The organism is Streptomyces sp. Tu 2975 (genome assembly GCF_009832925.1).
GTDB lineage: Bacteria > Actinomycetota > Actinomycetes > Streptomycetales > Streptomycetaceae > Streptomyces.
Genome location: NZ_CP047140.1, coordinates 4,504,807 through 4,522,305 on the forward strand (window position 1 = coordinate 4,504,807; position 17,499 = coordinate 4,522,305).

The 17,499-nt window shown below is 72.7% G+C and carries 13 protein-coding genes and 2 pseudogenes; 7 read left to right on the forward strand and 8 right to left on the reverse strand.

The window, feature by feature from the left end; translation table 11 throughout:
• Positions 1 to 63: 63 nt before the first annotated feature.
• Positions 64 to 1,376 (reverse strand): annotated as a pseudogene (locus GLX30_RS20010) (ABC transporter substrate-binding protein).
• Positions 1,377 to 1,547: 171 nt separating this feature from the next.
• Between GLX30_RS20010 and GLX30_RS20015 the strand changes: the two are divergent.
• Complete coding sequence (locus tag GLX30_RS20015; protein WP_005316098.1) at positions 1,548 to 1,994, forward strand: hypothetical protein; 447 nt, start codon at positions 1,548 to 1,550, stop codon at positions 1,992 to 1,994.
• 45 nt (positions 1,995 to 2,039) lie between these two features.
• Positions 2,040 to 2,891, forward strand: coding sequence for a formyltetrahydrofolate deformylase (purU, locus tag GLX30_RS20020; RefSeq protein ID WP_159690774.1), 852 nt, complete (start codon positions 2,040 to 2,042; stop codon positions 2,889 to 2,891).
• Positions 2,892 to 2,911: 20 nt separating this feature from the next.
• Here purU and GLX30_RS20025 read toward each other — a convergent pair whose 3' ends face one another.
• The 4 genes from GLX30_RS20025 to GLX30_RS20040 are packed head-to-tail and all read right to left on the reverse strand — an operon-like array spanning position 2,912 to position 9,084.
• On the reverse strand, positions 2,912 to 4,189 hold the full coding sequence (locus GLX30_RS20025) for an extracellular solute-binding protein (RefSeq protein ID WP_159690777.1): 1,278 nt from the start codon (positions 4,187 to 4,189) through the stop codon (positions 2,912 to 2,914).
• 7 nt (positions 4,190 to 4,196) lie between these two features.
• Entirely contained in the window at positions 4,197 to 4,349 is a 153-nt protein-coding gene (locus GLX30_RS20030) for a hypothetical protein (RefSeq protein WP_159690781.1), read from the reverse strand.
• A complete protein-coding gene (locus tag GLX30_RS20035) occupies positions 4,346 to 5,428 on the reverse strand; it encodes a hypothetical protein (protein ID WP_159690784.1) in 1,083 nt (360 codons plus the stop codon). The genes GLX30_RS20030 and GLX30_RS20035 overlap by 4 nt, the downstream gene beginning before the upstream one ends.
• Positions 5,425 to 9,084, reverse strand: a complete 3,660-nt coding sequence (locus tag GLX30_RS20040) for a tetratricopeptide repeat protein (RefSeq protein WP_159690787.1) — start codon at positions 9,082 to 9,084, stop codon at positions 5,425 to 5,427. Before GLX30_RS20040 ends, GLX30_RS20035 begins: the two co-directional genes overlap by 4 nt.
• A gap of 36 nt (positions 9,085 to 9,120) precedes the next feature.
• Between GLX30_RS20040 and GLX30_RS20045 the strand changes: the two genes are divergently transcribed.
• The gene (locus GLX30_RS20045; protein WP_159690790.1) at positions 9,121 to 9,426 is read left to right on the forward strand and encodes a trypco2 family protein; all 306 of its coding nucleotides are present in this window, start codon (positions 9,121 to 9,123) and stop codon (positions 9,424 to 9,426) included.
• Positions 9,427 to 9,486: 60 nt separating this feature from the next.
• On the opposite strand, the gene GLX30_RS20050 is transcribed toward GLX30_RS20045, so the two are convergent.
• Positions 9,487 to 10,476 carry an ArsR family transcriptional regulator gene (locus GLX30_RS20050; protein WP_159690792.1) on the reverse strand — a complete coding sequence of 330 codons (990 nt, stop codon included), beginning with the start codon at positions 10,474 to 10,476 and terminating at the stop codon, positions 9,487 to 9,489.
• Positions 10,477 to 10,531: 55 nt separating this feature from the next.
• Between GLX30_RS20050 and GLX30_RS20055 the strand changes: the two genes are divergently transcribed.
• Both GLX30_RS20055 and GLX30_RS20060 read left to right on the forward strand, forming a co-directional pair.
• The gene (locus GLX30_RS20055) at positions 10,532 to 11,878 is read left to right on the forward strand and encodes an MFS transporter (protein WP_159690795.1); all 1,347 of its coding nucleotides are present in this window, start codon (positions 10,532 to 10,534) and stop codon (positions 11,876 to 11,878) included.
• Positions 11,879 to 12,166: 288 nt separating this feature from the next.
• Complete coding sequence (locus GLX30_RS20060) at positions 12,167 to 13,927, forward strand: FG-GAP-like repeat-containing protein (RefSeq protein WP_167306917.1); 1,761 nt, start codon at positions 12,167 to 12,169, stop codon at positions 13,925 to 13,927.
• Positions 13,928 to 14,009: 82 nt separating this feature from the next.
• On the opposite strand, the gene GLX30_RS20065 is transcribed toward GLX30_RS20060, so the two are convergent.
• On the reverse strand, positions 14,010 to 15,431 hold the full coding sequence (locus GLX30_RS20065; protein ID WP_159690800.1) for a zf-HC2 domain-containing protein: 1,422 nt from the start codon (positions 15,429 to 15,431) through the stop codon (positions 14,010 to 14,012).
• A pseudogene (locus GLX30_RS20070) lies at positions 15,428 to 16,009 on the reverse strand (sigma-70 family RNA polymerase sigma factor). The gene GLX30_RS20065 and the pseudogene GLX30_RS20070 overlap by 4 nt, the downstream one beginning before the upstream one ends.
• A 287-nt stretch (positions 16,010 to 16,296) precedes the next feature.
• Between GLX30_RS20070 and GLX30_RS20075 the strand changes: the two are divergent.
• Both GLX30_RS20075 and GLX30_RS20080 read left to right on the forward strand, forming a co-directional pair.
• Entirely contained in the window at positions 16,297 to 16,671 is a 375-nt protein-coding gene (locus GLX30_RS20075; protein WP_159695137.1) for an STAS domain-containing protein, read from the forward strand.
• A gap of 194 nt (positions 16,672 to 16,865) precedes the next feature.
• Positions 16,866 to 17,381 (forward strand): EF-hand domain-containing protein, encoded by a 516-nt coding sequence (locus tag GLX30_RS20080; protein ID WP_159690804.1) that lies wholly within the window; start codon positions 16,866 to 16,868, stop codon positions 17,379 to 17,381.
• Positions 17,382 to 17,499: the final 118 nt, after the last annotated feature.

Sequence of the window (17,499 nt, forward strand, 5' to 3'; positions counted from 1 at the left end):
GTTCCGCTCGAAGGAGCGGGCCGGGGGCGCCGGACGACGGGCCGTGGGCCCGGCCAGGTCGCCCTACGAGGCGTCCACCAGGGTCCGGCCGACGTCCACGAAGTCCTTATGCTGCGTCACCAGCCGTCCGTCGCGCACCACTTGGAACGTCACGCTGCTGTTGACGATCCTCGGGTAGCGGGAAGCGCCGAGCATGTCCTCGTAGCTCCACCGCAGCGCCGGTGTCAGGCCGTCGGTGGAGACCTCCACCCCTTGGTCGAGGGCGTGGGAGATCTTGCCGGGGGTGATCCGGTCGCCGTCGATCGAGCGGACGACCTTGTCGAGGACGTTGTACGCGATCCAGGTGGTCTGCACCCCCGCGTCGGCCGGGTCGATCCTGTTGTCGCCGAACGCGTGGGTCCGGACGACATCGCGCATCCGGTCCCAGCGGGCGTCGCTCGCGTCGGGGTACCAACCGGTGATGTAGGCGCCCTCATAAGGGCCGTTGCGGCCGCCGGTGCGGTCGACGAGGGGCTGGCCGACGCTGCCCATCACGGACGAGATCCGGACCTGCCGACCGTCCTCGGGCAGCCGCCGGTAGGAGTCGAAGAAGGTTTCCGTGCGTTCGCCGAGCGCGGCGGTGACACAGCCCGGCCGGTCGCCGTCGGACGCGGTCGTGGTCCAGGTCGCCTCTGCCGCCTTCCCGCGCGCCCGCCGCGCCTCGTCGGAGTAGTCGGTGGCGTCGTCGGCGGCGAGGATGTCCGCCGACTCACGGGCCTTGCCGCGGGCCAGGCCCGCGTTGAGGAGGTCGGGCAGGTCGTCGCCGGCGAGGCTGTCCGGCCGTACGAGCGCGACCTTCTCGCAGACGTCCGCGAGCTGCTGGCCGTTTCCGGCGAGCAGGGCGGCCTGCCCGCCGTTGACGGGGTAGGACAGATAGCTGGTGAACTCCTCGTCGGAGATGCCGAATCCACCGATGAAGGGGATGCCCGCGGCCTCCAGGGGAGCCATGAAGGCGTCGCCGTACTGGCTGTAGGAGCCGACCACGGCGGCCGCGCCTTCCTTGACGGCGCGCCGGGCGCAGGTGGCCGCGCCCTGGGGGTGTTCTGCTCGTTGCAGGTGATGACACGCAACTCGTGGCCGTCGATGCCGCCCTGCGCCTCTGCCCAACGGGCGTAGGCCTTGGCCATGGCGGGCATGCCGGGCATATTGGTCGCTTTGGTGTTTTCCGGGGCGAAGGTCATGACGGTGACGGGCTCCCTGGAGCCCCCCGGATCTCCAGGGAGTACGCCACAGCCGGCGATGAGCGACGCCCCGGTCGCCATCACCGCCGTACACGCGGCACGGACTGAGAAGGTTCTGGACGGGCGAGGGGAGGAGGGACGACGCCTACCGGTCATGACTGTGCACGCTTCCGGTTCCAGGTAACGGCTCAGTGAGCATGGCTCAACGGGGGTGACGTCCAGGTGAATTGCAGGGGGGCGTTCAGGCGGACGGAAAGGGAACGTACGATCGAAGGCGTGCAGCAAGGTTCGGTCAACCCTTCCCGTCGCGGCCGTCGCTCCTCCACCATGGGCGGCATGCCGCTCAACGACATGCCCTGGTGGCGCTGGCGCAGCAACGTGCGCTCGGCGCTGCACATGCTTTCCGACCCCGTCTTCCATCAGGAGTGCTGGCTGGCGGGGCGCGAGGGATACGGCGACGTCACCGACGCCGTCTACCGTCTGGTCGAGGACACCTGGCTGGACAACTGGTCCGCCGAGAAGTACGTCGGGACGATCTTCCGCGACTCCGGCGAGGCCGCCCTCGTCGACGTCGCCGTGCTGCGGGTGCTGCGGATCATGCACCAGGTCGGCGCCGACGCCCCGGTCTCCGCGTACATGGAGCACCACGGCTGGCCGGAGGCCGTGCGGGCGGCGCGTGACGCGCACGTCCGGATGGCCACGAGCGACGGCGAGGACCCCGACACCCCGCCGCGTTCCCTCGAGGTGCTGCGGATCATGACGCGGTCCGCCTGACGGACGTGTTCCTGGCCGGACGGCCGGATGTGGCAGGCTACAAGGATGACCGACCAGTACGTCCTGACGCTCTCCTGTCCTGACAAACAGGGCATCGTGCACGCCGTCTCGAGCTACCTGTTCATCACCGGCTGCAACATCGAGGACAGCCAGCAGTTCGGTGACCGGGACACTGGTCTGTTCTTCATGCGGGTCCACTTCTCCGCCGAGGCCCCGGTGACGGTCGACAAGCTGCGCGCCAGCTTCGCCGCCGTCGGCGACGCCTTCCAGATGGACTGGCAGATCCATCTCGCCGACGAGCGCATGCGGATCGTGCTGATGGTCAGCAAGTTCGGGCACTGCCTGAACGACCTGCTGTTCCGCTCGCGTACCGGCGCCCTGCCGGTCGAGATCGCGGCCGTCGTCTCCAACCACAGCGACTTCGCCGAGCTCGTCGCCTCCTACGACATCCCGTTCCATCACATTCCGGTCGCCAAGGACAACAAGGCGGCCGCCGAGGCGCAGCTGCTGGACCTGGTGCATGCCGAGCAGGTGGAGCTGGTCGTCCTCGCCCGTTACATGCAGGTGCTCTCCGACGACCTCTGCAAGCAGCTCAGCGGCCGGATCATCAACATCCACCACTCCTTCCTGCCGAGCTTCAAGGGCGCCAAGCCCTACCACCAGGCGCACGCCCGCGGTGTGAAGCTCATCGGCGCGACCGCCCACTACGTGACGGCCGACCTCGACGAGGGCCCGATCATCGAGCAGGAGGTCGAACGCGTCGGCCACGAGGTCACCCCGGAGCAGCTGGTCGCCGTCGGCCGCGACGTGGAGTGCCAGGCGCTGGCCCGCGCGGTGAAGTGGCACGCCGAGCACCGCATCCTGCTCAACGGCCGCAGGACCGTCGTCTTCGCCTGACGCGCATCGGGGTACCGGGCCTACTCGAGGACCGGGGCACCGCACAGGTCGTCCAGGACGAACGCCTTCTCCTCGCTCTGCAGCTGACGTTCCGCCTCCAGCTGCCCGAGCAGCCGGTCCAGCAGCGCCTCGTCCCCGGGGCGGACGACGAACTCCAGCACCGCCCGGTAGAACGCGTCGCGCAAGGTCGGCGGCATGGCGTCGGAGGCGTCGAAGCAGATCCGGCCGGCCGAGCGGAACAACCGCTGGACGTCCCTGGTGGCCGACGGTTCCGCGGTGACCACCGCCGCACCGGGGAAGAACGGACGCTCACCCGGCAGCGCCGCGGCCGCCCAGCTCGCGCGGGCCTTCTCGGAGGTGAGCCGGTCGAGCAGGTCCCAGGCGGCCGCACTGCTCCTGAACACCGCGGCCATGTCGCCCGACACCTCGAAGGCGTTCTCGTCGCCCTCGTCGTCCTTCGCGGCCGGCAGCCTGTCCAGATAGTCGGCCGTCGGCCGGGGCCGCACGTCGTCCCCGTAGTGCCTGCGGATGAAGGAGCCCTGGTGCTCATGGGTGCAGTCGCCGCGGTTCAGGAGTCCGTGGCGGCGGTCGCCGATCAGCGCGAAGTCGTGCAGCCACCGGGCGTCGGGGGTGCGCCCGCCCGCGGTGAGCATCCGCGCCCACTCCTCCCAGACCGGGCGGGTCTCCTCCCAGGGCATCCTGCCCGTGGCCCATTCCTCGTACTTCGCCGAGCCCCTGCGCTGAAGCATCAGGTCCTCGATCCAGTCGGTGCCCGGCCAGCCGGAGGTGGCGCCGGACCCGAGTCCCACGCACCACACCGGAGCGGGGTCCGCCACCTCGCTCCTGCTCCACACCAGCGACTTGAGGTCCACCCGGATCGGAGCCCAGTAGGCGCGGGTCCGCGCCTCGCCGCCCGCGTCCTGGACCGTGACGGTGGGCGCCCACGGGGTGACGGCCGCCCCTGCGACATGCTCCGGCAGCGGACGGAGATCTCCCGCCCTGGCGTACTCGGCCAGCTCACCGGGGCTGTTGAGGATCGCCACGTCCGGCGGCGCGCCGGCCTGGAGCTGGGCGACGAGGGTCTCGCGCAGCGAGCGGGTGCCCTTGTAGACGTAACGGTGCCCGGTCTGCTTGCCGATGCTCTTCAGCGCTTCCACGAACGGCCTCTCCTCGCCGTCGGTCCACGGGCCGAGCACGACCAGGGTGCGCTCCTCCGGCGGGCCGCCGCCGCAGCCGGCCGTGGCCACGGCGAGCAGAACACCCGCGAGCAGCGTTCTCAGGCCCCTGCGTCTCCTCATGACTTCCTCACGCGTCGGTGTACGTCCGTCGGGTGCGGGCCGCCGGGTACGGCCTGCCGTAGAGGTAGAGCGTGACGCCGCAGGCGACCGCACCGAGTCCCGCGGCCGGTACGGTGATCCCCGCCGTGAGCGACCAGCCGTCCGGGTCCGCCGCGCTCATGCGCGCGTACGCGGCCTCCGCCGCCGCCTCGATCGCGCGGGGGCGGCCTCGTTCGATTCGACGTCCGCCAGGTCGGCGACCGCCGCGTGCACATCGTGCTGGGCGCCGTGCTCCTGGGCGCCGCCGAAGGCCAGCAGCAGCGGCGTCACCAGCACCGGCAGCGCGCCCGCCGCCAGCTGGAGGCTGACGAGCCGCAGCCGGTCCCGCAGGAACACCGCCGTGCCGAGGGTCATGAAGCCGAACAGCGCGGTCGTCAGCAGTGCCGCTCCGGCGGCTGTCAGCGTCAGGGGGCTCCAGGCGGCGAGGTCGCCGCTCTCCTGCCGCAGCAGGCTCTCCATCGTCGCGATCCGGTCCAGCACGGTGGTCGGTTCCTGCTGTTCCTCCGGGCTCGTGCCCAGGCTGCCGAGCAGACCGTTCGCGTACTCGACACCGGCCGTGCGCAGCAGCTTGCTGGACCGGTTGCGGTCCGCCCAGGCGATCTTGTCGCCGTAGGCGACGACCAGCCCGGACACCACCCGCAGCTCCTGTTCCTGTCCCCGGCTCAGGGCACCGGTCCGGGCGACCCGGTTCAGGCTCTGCGTCGCCTCCGTCAGCCGGGAGCGGTACGTCTCGCCGAGCTCGACCCGACCGGCGTGCCGGGCCTTCAGCAACCGCAGTTCGGCCTGCTCGCGCGCCAGGACCAGCGACGTACGGGCCTGCGCCAGCCCCTCCAGCGCCGGCACCGACCGGTGGCGCAGCCGGTCGGAGCGGTCGTGCACGTCGCTGTACGCGGCAGCGCACAGTGCCAGCGCGACGAGCGCCAGGGCGGGCAGCACCAGCATCCGGCGCCGCAGGAAGGCTGCCGTCGCCCGCCGTCCCCCGGGGCCCCGCCCGGTGGCCCGCGCCCACAGTCCGGGCCCGAGGATCCGCCAGGCCCTGATCCACGGTGCGGACTTCGTCGCCGGGGACCGCCGCACGGCTGCGACGGGGTGCCGCCACAGCGCGGCCACCCTCCGCCGCGCGGACGGCCGCACGTCGCTCCCGCCGGCTCTCGCCTCGGCTGCGTCCGCCGGCGGGCCGGTGTACGGACGCGTGGTCATGAACGGCCCCCGAAGGTCAGGCGGCGCAGCCAGGGGCCGCGGTCGTGGTGGCGGGCATGACGCAGACCGAGCGGGCGGGTGCTGTACGCGTTGTCGAGGAGCGCCTCCGCCAGCGCGGCGCCCTCCGCGGTGTCCGTGTCCGGTACCTGTTTCGCCAGTTGGCGGTAGCTCGCCGACAACTGCTCGCGCAGTTCCCGTTCGGTCCGCGGGAGCGGGACGCCGGCCGGCAGCGCGGCGCGTACCTGCTCGAGCACGCCGGCGCCCTGCGACCGCACCAGCTCCAGCAGTTGCTCCAGCAGCTCCGCGGTGAGCCGCTCCCGGGCCTGCCGGTCGGTGAGTCCTTCGTGGCCCGCGAGCCGGTGCAGGGCGGCGTGGGCGCGTACCGCCGAGGCGGCCGTGGGCGTGCCGGCGTGGATGCGCACCATCGCCGTCCGCGCCGCCGTGCGGTGCCGCGAGTCGGGCGGGACGCCGTCGAGGGAGGCCAGCGCACGGTCGGGGCTGTGCCGGGCGAGATGAATCCGGGCGAGCCCGAACGCGGCAGCGCCGAGCGCGTGGTTGCGCCGCCACACCGCGTCGTAGAACAGCATGGCCTGCTGCTCGTGCGCCTCACGCGCGGCCGGGGCCTCGGACGCGGTGGCCCGCTCGCCGGTCCGCCACTCGTCGGCGAGTTTCTCGTGGCAGTAGCCGAGGGCGAGCTTGGGCGCGTACTCGCCGGGGATCGCTGCGTACACGGTGTCGAAGCAGTTCAGGGCCCGGTGCAGCCTGCCGTGGGCCAGCTGCGCCAGACCCTGGTGCCAGTCCAGGCGCCAGTCGTAACGGGCGCGGTCACCGAGCAGCCGCCCGGCCCGCTCCAGCTCCACCGCGGCGGTCACCAGCTCCTTGTCACGGCCGTGGCGGCGGACACCGGCCAGCTCCAGGTGGAGCCGGCAGCGGAGCAGATGCAGCTCCGGCGACGGCAGCCACTCGTCGCTGAGCTGGAGCAGACCCGCCGGGTCGTCGTAGGAAGTGCGTTGGAGTTCCTTCCAGTTGGGGTCCTGCACGTCGGCCTTCGGCACCGGCAGGGCCACCGCGGCCTCCGCCGGTTCAGGCACATGGGCGCCCAGCCGGTCGGCCGTGCCGTCCGCCCGCCAGCGCTCCAGCGGCGGCGGCTTGCCCAGCCGGCCGTCCAGTGCGATCGCGGCCGAGTGGAACAGCGGGGACGGCTCGAACGTCTCCTCGTCCAACCGCAGCGACCGCAGTTCACGCAGCACGCCCCGCAGCTGGACGGCCATCTCCTGCGCGGAGGCGTAACGGCGCCTCGGGTCGGTGTCCGTGGCGCGCGCGAGGGCGCGCCGGAGTGATTCGGTGCCGAGGTCGGACGGCGGAGCCGGGTCCTTGGCGAGCAGCTCACCGAGGACGGCGCCGACGGTGTACAGGTCGCCCGCGGTGGTCATTCCCCCGCCGGGCCCGCTCTCCGGCGGCCGGTGGCTGACCGGCCCGGGCGCTTCCGGTTCGCGGACGCCCGCGACGTCGATGAGTTTGATGCCGGTGCCGCAGTGCAGGACGTTGGTGAGCGACAGGTCGCCGTAGACCAGCTTCTCCTCCTCGTGGAGATGGTCGAAGGCCTCCAGCACGAGCAGCCCGTACACGACGATGAACTCGCGGACCCGTGGCCCGGCGAACGGCTCGACGCTCCGGGCGATGCGGGAGCCGACCCATGACAGGGACGCCCCGTCGGCGAACTCCATCACGATGAACTCGGCCGACGTCGGTTCGTGGCGCGCGTAGTTGACCACCCGGATGACCGAGGGATGGTTGAGGCTGACGAGGCGTAGCCGCTCCTGGTGGGCCTGGAGCACGGCCGCCGGATCGCCGGGGTCGAGGATGCCCTTGAGGGCGACGGGACGGTTCTCCAGGAGCAGATCGCGGGCGAGGTACACCTTGCCGTGGCTTCCCTGCCCGATGGGCCCCACCACCTCGTACTGCTGGTGCAGCCGCTCGCCGCCCGCGAGGCGGTCCCCGGCCTGCTCGGTGACGAGCGCGTCCGGGTCGCGCACGGCGACGGCCGGCAGGTCGGTCAGCCCGTCACCGGGCGGCCCGACCACGAACTCCCGGGGTCCCGCCGGGCCGGTGAGCTCCTGCTCGGCCGTCTCCGCGTCGAGCAGCGCCGCCTCGATGTCGACGGCGCAGCGGAACAGGGCGTGCGGCTGTTCCGGGGACCCGTTCAACGGGCCGGCCGGGCCGAGCTGTTCCAGCATCCGGCGCAGCCGCGGGGCCAGGGCGGCGGGCCGCCGGCCGGACAGCTGCCGCAGCCGCTGCTCGGTCTCCGCGAGCCGGCTCACCCGGGCGCCGAGCCGTTCGGTGCGGCGGGCGGCCCAGTCGGGGCCGAGGAGTTCGTCGCGCACCCGGGCGAGGAGCGGTGAGCGGGGGTCGCTGAAGACGAGCAGGAGCCGGCTCTGGCCGTGGGCGAGGAGCGCGGAGAGGAGCCGCAGCATCTCGTCGTCGGTGGAGGCCGACCGGTCGACGGACAGGAAGGCGGCGATCAGCGGCGGGCTCTCGGCCGCGATCCGTCCGAGCAGGTCCCCGCCCGTGCCGTGGGCGGCCGGTGGACCGTCCGGGAGGGGGTCGAGGCCGATACGGTCCGCCGCGTCCCCGGCCAGTTCCGCCACGGTGCGGTTCGTGGCGTCGACCGCGATGTCGATGCTGCCCGCCTGCGGCTCACCCGCGACCTGGCCCGGGCCTGTCGCGCTGCCTTGGGTGGGCGGCGCCTCCGGAGGGCTCTGCTCACGGTCGGCGAGGGTGAGCACCGATCTGACCGTGTGCAGCACCTCGTGCTCCCCCTCGCCGGCGAACACGGGCTCCACCGGATCGGTGTCCGGGGCACCGTCGAGCCACCGCGTCAGCCGGCGGTGCAGCCCCGGGACACGCCCGGAGGCGGTCCTGTCGTGGGCGACCGCGACGTCGTGCGACACGGCCGGCTTCCCCGTGACCGTCAGCCCCAGCCGTTCCAGCGGCAGGTGCTTCAGCACCGTCTCGGTCGGGATCATGTACGCGTGGTCCCGGCGGACCCGCGCCTGCGGCGTGCCGAACTGGTGCGCAACGATGCCGATGACCCGCCGCGAACGGCTGTGCACGACGGCGCATCCGCTGTAGCCGCGCCGCACCACGTACGGCGCGTTCAGCGCGTCGAGCTGCACCCACTCCGGCGTCGGCGCGGGACCGCCGCGTCCCATCAGCCGGGCGTCCAGGTTCTCCCCACCGGGCAGATCCTCCGGGTAACCGGTGAAATGCACCATGTCGCCGCGTGCCGGGATCTGCCGGTGCAGGACGGCGTGCGGGACCGCCGGTTCCTGGTCCAGCTTGAGCAGCGCCAGGTCCCCGCCGAACTGGCCCGTCGGCATGACCAGGTACTCCCTCAGCAGCCGGGCCCGCAGCGGCTCCGGGGTGTTTCCGGCCGGGGCGTGGGGTGCGTCGACGTAGACCTCGTCCAGCGGGGTACGGATGCCGGAGGAGTCCGGGCGCATCAGGACGACATGCGCGCAGGTGAGCACCAGGCCGCCGGGCAGCAGCACCCCGGCGCCGAGCGGCCGGCCCGCCCGATCCGGTCCGCGGAGCAGACGTACGCGCCAACTCTCTTCGTGGATGGCGGAGTTGGATGTGCGAATCGGCTCGCTCATACTGCTCAACGATAACTACGGGAGACGGGGGACGCGATGGCTGAGCGTGACGAAACCGCGGTCGTGGGGCTGGCGGAGGTCATCGGACAGGTCCGTGACGAACTCGAGCGGGCCCAACGCGCCGGTGAGGGACGCGATCTGCGGTTCAGCGTGGAGAGCGTGCACCTGGAGTTCGCGGTGCAGGTGCGCCGGGAGGGCAGCGGGCGGGCCGAGCTGCGGATCGGGGTGCTGACGGCAGGCGGCGGCGGCTCCGCGGCGCGCGACACCACGCACACCATCCAGGTGGAACTGAAGCCGCACGGGCCGGACGGAGACCCGAACATCAGCGTCGGGGGCGAGTGACGCGGCGACGGTCCACGGTCACCCTCGGCGCGGGGTGACGCACCATGCTCCGCCCGAGGTTCAGCCGGCCACCAGTGACTCGCCCACGCTCGTACGGGCGTAGAGCACCACGCGGCCCGTTCGGTGCGCGCTCACCAGACCGGCCGCGCGCATCGCCGTGAGGTGCTGCGAGACGCCGCCCGCCGACAGGCCGGTACGGCGGGCCAGGTCGGTGGTCGACGCCGGGGCCGCGAGCTCGGCCAGCAGCAGGGCCCTGCTGCGGCCCAGTACGCCCGCCAGGGCGTCGGAGAGCGGCTCCGCCCGCGCTTCCCACAAAGTGGCGGTGCCTCGCGGCGGGTAGCGCAGAGTGGGCTGCCACTCCGGGCTGTCCACGTCGGAGAAGATCCGCGACCCGCCGAACACGGAAGGCACCAGGAGCAGTCCGCGGCCGTCCAGGCGCCGTTCGCCGCGTACACAGCGGTGCATCACCTGCAAGGTGCCCGAGTCCCAGGTGACCCGCGGGTCGAGGTCGTCGAAGAGGCGCCGGGCGCCGCCTTCGGCGAGGCGCTTGGCGCGGTAGAGGATGTCGCCCTCGACCACGGTGAGGATCCGCGGCCAGTACGGGGCCATCGCCACCTCCCAGTAGGCGGCGATCACGTCCACGAGCCGCCCGAGGCCGCGATCCGGGTCCGCGCGCAGTGCGGCGACCCCATCCCGTGCCGCGGGTGTCGTCGTGCGGAGCAGTTCGTGCGGCATGGAACGCAGCGCCGCCAACTCCACGTCGAGCGAGGGTTGCGGGGTCGTGGGCGGCGCGACCAGGAAGCCGGGGACGCCGGCCGGCGGCGGGCCGATCAGAGAGGACAGCGGGGAGAGGTCCAGCTTCGCGGCGGCGAGAGCGGGCCGTACCCGCTCCGCCCACGGCCGGTGCGCACCCGGCCCGGTGTCCCTGAGCACCCGCACGCTCGCGACGACTTCCCACAGCGGGGACACGGCGAAACGTATGCGGGCCACGTCCTCGGCGGAGAAGCCGATCTCCAGTGTGCCGCCTTCCGGGCGGCTCTCCAGCACCATTCGGCCGAGGCTAAATCATTGGAGCGGGGCGCGGAGTCCGGGCAGCGTACGCACCATGCCCACCGACAGCCCGTGGCGGTCCCGTGACTTCCGCACGCTCTTCACCGCCACCGCCTTCAGCCAGCTCGGCACCAACATCGGCTACGTCGCCGTCCCGCTGATCGCCGTGACCGCGCTCGACGCGAGCGCGGGCGAGGTCGGTCTGCTGGCGACGCTGAGCACCGTCGCGTTCCTCCTCATCGGCCTGCCGGCCGGTGCCTGGGTGGACCGGATGCGCCACCGCCGGGTGCTGATCACCGCCGACCTGGTGCGGGCCGGCCTGTTCGCCTCCGTCCCGTCCGCCTGGGTCCTGGACGCCCTCACCCTCGAACAGCTCTACGCGGTCGTCCTGCTGAACGGCTGCGCCACGGTCTTCTTCGACGTCGGCTCGCAGAGCATCCTGCCCCGGCTGGTGGACCGCGAAAGCCTGGTACGGGCGAACGCCGCCGTGGTGAGCCTCCAGGCCGCGGGCAATGTGGCGGGCCGGGGCGCGGGGGGCGGGATCGTGCAGGCGTTCACCGCGCCGGTGGCCGTGATCGGCGTCGGCGTCCTCTACCTGGCCTCGGCACTCCGTCTGGCGTTGCCCGCGGCTGGCGGCGCCCGCCGGGAGGCGGACGGGGCCGCGCCGCACGGGGCGGGCGGCGTCGTCCCGGCCGGGGCGGACGATGCCCGCCGCGGCGCGGGCGGGGGACTGGCGGCGCAGATCGCGGAGGGCCTGCGGCACGTCCTGCGCAACGCCGAGCTCCGCGCACTCGCCCTCACCGCGTCCCTCACCAACCTCGGTTCGCAGATCGTCAACACGCTCCTGCCGGTCCTCTTCACCCGTGAACTCGGCCTGTCCGCCGGTGTGCTCGGGCTCTACTGGGCGGCGGGCGGGGCCGGCATCCTCCTCGGCGCGCGCTGCGCCCGCCCCGTGGCCCGGCGTCTCGGCCACGGCCGTACCCTCGGCGTCGCCGGACTGGTGACGGCGCCGACCGCGCTGCTCGTGCCACTCGTCGACCGCGGCCCCTGGCTCTGGCTCGCCGGCGCCGGATGGATGCTGGTGACGTTCAAGATCGGCGTCGACAACGTCCTCGGGGTGAGCCTGCGTCAGCGGCTGACGCCGGACCCGCTGCTCGGCCGGATGAACGCCACTTTCCGCTTCATGCTCACGGGCGCGATCGCCGTCGGCTCTGCCGTGGCCGGGCTGATCGGCGAACTCGCGGGACTGCGCGTCGCGATGTGGGTGGGGGCGGGCTGTCTCACGCTCGCCTTCCTGCCCGTCTTCCTCTCCCCGGTGCGCCGCCGGCGCGAACTGCCGCAGCCGTGGGCCCCTGCCCACCCGGCCGGCGGTCCGGCGAAGGAGCGGACCACCGGCGTCTAGGCATGCGTCCGGATCGCCCCGACCGGCCCCGGCGCGCGGGGCCCGGCCGCGGTCCGGGGCGTCCGTCCATGAGTGCCGCCGCCCACCTGGGGCTTCCTGCCGCACACGGGGGCGCCAGGCGCCGGAAGAAGATCGCCGGCCCGTACATCCCTCGCCCCACCTTGCACGTCTGTACCGGTGCCATCTTCCTTGCACCGCTGTCTCCACATCCCCATGGGCGCGCGCCCGCGCGCAGCGCCGCGGAGCGGCCGTGCGAGTGACACCCTCAAAGGGGGGACCTTGACTTCCATGGACTCCGGCCGCGCCGCGGCCGGTCCGCGCAGAAGCACCCGCGCCCGCACCCGCGTCGCCGCCTGCACCGCGCTCGCCCTCGCCGCCGGCATGCTGCTGGCGGCCCCGGCCGCACAGGCCGACGAGGCCCCGACCCCCGACCGCACGGCCGTCCGGCCCAAGGCCGCCGCGCCGCTGCCGACCCTGGAGCTGCCGCGACCCGCGGGCCGCGGCGCGTTCAGCGCCGAGGACGGCGAGCTGCCGGCCGAGCCGCGCAGCGACGTGGACGGCGACGGGAGGTCCGACATGATCTCCCAGAACGTGGCCGGCCGGGTGCTCGTCGACCCGGTGAACGGCGAACCCTACGAGTACGGCTTCGAAGACGGCGTCAACGCGTCGCCCGGTGTGTTCTACAAGGACGTCTTCTCCGCGGCCGGACTCCGTGCCGGCTCCACGGTCGTCTTCACGCTGACGCAGACCGGTCGTCTTTCGGCCTATGCCAACTACGGCACCTACGGGCAGGTGTTCTGGTCCGGCCACGGCTGGCAGATCTACAACAAGGTGTTCTCGCCCGGCGACCTGAACGGTGACGGTGTCGGCGACGTCCTCGCCCGCACGTTCGCCGGCGAGCTGTACCTGTACCCGGGGACCACGAGCGACACCAGGCCGCTCGCGTCCCGGGTCCTGGTCGGTTCCGGCTGGGCGCAGTACGACCAGCTGGTCGGCATGAACGACGCCGACAACGACGGCAGCGCCGACCTGTTCACCCGGAACACCGCCGGTGAGCTGTACTTCTACAGCGGTACCGGCGAAACCACCCGCCCCTTCACTACGCGGGTCAAGGCCGGTACCGGCTGGAACATGTTCAACACGCTGTTCAGCCTCGACGATGTCAACGGCGACGGCAGCGCCGACCTCTTCGCCCGCACGTACAGTGGCGACCTGTACGGCTATTCCTCCACCGGCACCGGCTCGTTCCGGCCGCGGGTGAAATACGGCAGCAACTGGAACCCTGCCTTCCAGTTCGCCAATGCGGGCAACATTCCCGCCTGGGGCAAGGACGAGCTCTTCGGACTCGACGGCAACGGCTCCCTCTACTACTACTGGGACCTCAACAACGGGCGCTTCGTCCCCCGGGTGAAGATCGGCGACACCGGCGCCTGGAAGGGCGCACGACTCGTCCACGTCTCCTCGCTCGACGACAACGGTTATTCGGAGCTGCTGGAGGTCTACAACGGCACCCTCTACAACCTGAGTCACAAGTCGGACGAGACCCAAATCATCGGAGGCGGCTGGGGCGTCTACAACACCCTCCTCGGCCTCGGCGACCTCTCGGGTGACGGAAAGGGCGATCTGCTCGCCCGCGACGGCTCCGGCGTCCTCCACCTGTACCGGGGCAACGGCAACGGCACGGGCTTCGCGGCCAAGCAGCGGATCGGCTCCGGCTGGGGCCAGTTCAACGCCCTGCTCGGCGCCGGCGACATCTCCGGCGACGGCCGCGCTGACCTGGTCGCGCGTGCCAAGGACGGCAAGCTGTACCTGTACGAGGGCACGGGCGTGGCCGCCACGCCGTTCAAGGCCAAGAAGCTCATCGGCTCCGGCTGGGGCTCCTACACGAAACTCGCCGCCCCGGGCGACATGACCGGCGACGGACGCGCCGACATCGTCGCGCGCACCAGTGGCGGCACCCTGTACCGCTACGACTCCGACGGCAAGGGCAACTTCAAGCCCAAGGCGTCGATCGGCACCGGCTGGAACACCTACTCCGGCCTGTACTGACGCACGTCCCCGGGGGCGCCGACGCGGCGCCCCCGAGCCGTCCCGCTCCTTGATCCGGCGGCGTGATCCGGCGGTGGCTCTGTCAGATCCGGCTCAGGGCCGCCGCCGCGAACAGCACGTCACGGATGGCCTGCCGGTCGCCGTCCTGGCCCGCTGCGGCATCCTCCGGGGAGACGTGCCCGGCCACCAGCTTGCAGAACTCGACGCCGTCCAGTGCCACTTGGGCGACCGACTTGTCCGGCGAGCCGACCGCCGCCGGGGAGTCGAGGGCGATGTACCAGCTGCCGCCGCCGGACCCCTCGACCTCGAGATGGAGCGACCGTCCGGGCGCGCCCGCCGCCACCAGGTGCCGCGGAGGTCCCGCCAGCCCCGCGCGCCTGCGCTCCGCGAGGGCGGCGGGCAGCAGCCGGGCCGCGAGGTCGATCATCCGGTTGAGGTGGGCACCGCTCGGCGGCGCGTACGGGTAGTCCACCGCGTCGGCGATGTCGTCCGCGTGGATCCAGCACTCGAAGGCCCGGTCGAGCAGCGCGTCCCGCAACGGAAGCGCGAAGGAGCCGTACGAGACGGCCAGTTCGGCGACGCCGGGTCCGGCGAACGACACGGTGCGGATCAGGTCGTGGCTCTGGTCGCGCCACGGTTCGCGGATCGTGCCGGTGGGCGGCAGGTCCGAGTCGTCCCAGAACGCCTCGGTGCGCGCGGCCGGCAGCAGCGGTGCGTGCGGCCCCAGCGGGTCGTCGAGCCCGATCGCCCCGGCCACTATGCCGTCGACGGCCAGCAGATGCCCGATCACACCGGCCACCGTCGTGCGGCGGCTCATCCGGCGTTCACCCTCGAACCACTTGAGCCGCACCGGCGCGTGCCACTCCGAGTCCCCGATGTCCCGGAGCAGCGCGTCGAGCCTCGCGGTCTCGGCGTCGTACGGATCGGCCCAGCTGGGCACGGGGATACGGGCGGGTCTGCGGCCCAGGCAGTTCTCCAGCACCCGGAAGCGCAACAGCGGGTCGAGGTCCAGGTCCCGGTCGGTGTGCAGCAGTCCGACCGCGTCACGCAGCCGCAGGGCCTCCTCCGCGCACGGGGCGCAGTCGCCGAGGTGCTCCTCGACGGCGGCGGTCTCCTCCGCGGAGCACGCGGACAGGGCCCAGGCGCCGAGCAGGGACTTCAGCACACCGTGCGAGGGGGTGGCGGAGGCTTCGGGAGCAGCGGGGGCGTCCCCGGCCGACCGGTCGTCGGCGGTGGACGCGCCGTTCACCGCGCGGTTCCCGGAGCCGTCGACCACGCCGTCCGGCCCGTCGTCCGCCGCATCGTCCGCCGTGCCGGACCCGGCCGCAGGGGCGGGGCCGGTGGCGTCGGCGGATTCGCTGCCGGCAGCCGGCTCCGGAGGAACGGGCGGCCCCGGCCGGTACGCGTCCGGACGGAGGTCGTCCGCCGCGGCGCGCGGGGACGGTATGCGCGGCACGCCCCGCACCTCTTCCCCGTCGCCGCCGCTGCCCAGGGGCCCGCTCACAGCGCTCGTCCGTACCCGGGCGGCGACGAGCCCTCGAGTGAGCGGGTGTGCGCCGTGGCGAGCAGTTGCAGGCCCAGCCTCAGCCGCCGCCGGGCCTCGTCCTCGGTGACGCCGAGGTCGGCGGCGGTCTGGCGGTAGTCCCTGCGTTGGAAGTACGCCAGTTCCAGCGCGGCGCGCAGCGGGGCGGGCATGGACGTCACGATGTAGTCGGCCCTGGCCGCGACGGCGGCCCTGCGTACCTTCTGCTCCAGTTCCTCCGCCGTGCCCCCGCCGCCCTCGGCGAGTGCCGCGGCCTCGCTCTGCCGCAGCCGGTGCACGGCCTGGCTGTTGGTGAGCCGCGCCACCCAGGACCGCATGGAGCCCTGCTTGGGGTCGTAGGCGTCCGGATTCTCCCATATTTACCCGAAGACTTCGCGGGTGACCTGGTCGGCGGCCTCGTCGTCGTCCAGTACGCGATGGGCCTGGCTGTGCACGAGTGCGGCGAACTTGTCGTACAGCTCACCCAGCGCCGCGGCCTCGCCGCGCGCCAGTCGCTGCTGCATCCTGCGGTCCCAGCGCGGTGGTGCGTCCTTCGCCATACCGCCCCCAAGCTCTGCGCTCGCCTCGTGCCTGCTGCCTCTGCCCTCGTGACTGTTGCTCCTTCGAATGTAGTGCGCCGGACGAAATACGCACGAGCCTTTGCGTCAAGTACGCCCCTGGCGTGGTCCGGGATGGTAGGGCCGCGTGCGGGGAAGAACTGCCTGGGGGACGAGTGGAAACGCACTCCGTGACGAAGGTCGCGTTTCAGCGACGGACAGTCGGGCAGCGGCAGTGGAAGGACAGCTTCCGGTCTTCTTCGACCGGCCTGAGGAGGGGTCCAGACGTGGTGATGCTCAAGGTGGCCGAGTCCCGGCAGGGCGCGTGGACCGTGCTGCACGTGCGGGGGGAGCTCGATCTCGTGTCCTCGCCGGTCGTGCGCCAGCGGGTCCACGACGCCGTCGCCGCCGGTCACCACGACGTCGTGCTCGACCTCTCCGAGGTGTTCTTCTGCGACTCCAGCGGTGTCGGCGTGCTGATCGCCGCACGTCGGCTGATGCGTTCGTGCCGGGGCAGGCTGCGGCTGATCCTGCCGGCGCGCGGCGCGGAGGACGGGTCGCACGTCAACCGGGTGCTGGGTGCCCTCGGTGTGCGCCGTCTCTTCGAGGTCTACGCGGACACCGGCTCGGCGACGGACGACGGGGCGCAGCCGCTGACCGCGTGACGCCGCCCGGACCCCGCCGCAGAAGGCCGGCGGAAATGGCCCGGCCGTAAGCCTGTTTGCGCGCCCCGTGCCCCGTGCGCGTGCCCCCGTACGCCCCGTCGCACTCCCGTCACCTGCGCTTTGCCGAGGTGTTGCCGCCACGCAATTGCCCGGGTGCGTACACACCTCCGCCTCCGGGGCTTTACGCTCCCCGCATGGACAGCGCAGAGTACGAGCGGAAGATCGCTTCCCGCTTCGCCGCTTTCGATCAGGACGGCAACGGCTACATCGACCGCGAGGACTTCAGTTCGGCCGCGGCCAAGCTGCTCGCCGAGTTCTCCGTCACGGCCCGGTCCGACAAGGGGCAGGACCTGTACAGCGGTGCGGAGGCGTTCTGGCAGGGCATGGCCGGGATCGCCGACGTGGACGGCGACCAGCGGGTGACCCGCCAGGAGTTCGTGACGAGCGCGGTCAAGAGACTGCGCGACAACCCGAAACGCTTCGGCGAGATCGCCCGCCCGTTCGTGCACGCCGTGATCAGGGTCGCCGACGAGGACGGCCGCGGCGTCACCTCGGCGGCCGTGGAACGCGTACTCGGCGCGCTCGGCGTCGACGCGGGTGTCGCGGCGGCGGCGGGAGCGGCGCTGGACACGGACGGGGACGGGCGGATCACCGAGGAGGACGTACTGACCGCGTTCGCCGCGTATTACGTCACACCCGAGCCCGACTGACCTACCGGTGCCGCCGCGTCATCCGTTCGCGGCCGCACCGCGTGGCGGCCACCGCGCTGCGAGCGGTACGGCGTTCCGCGGCCCCCGGACCCGTGCCGCGCTCCGCGTGGTGGTCTCG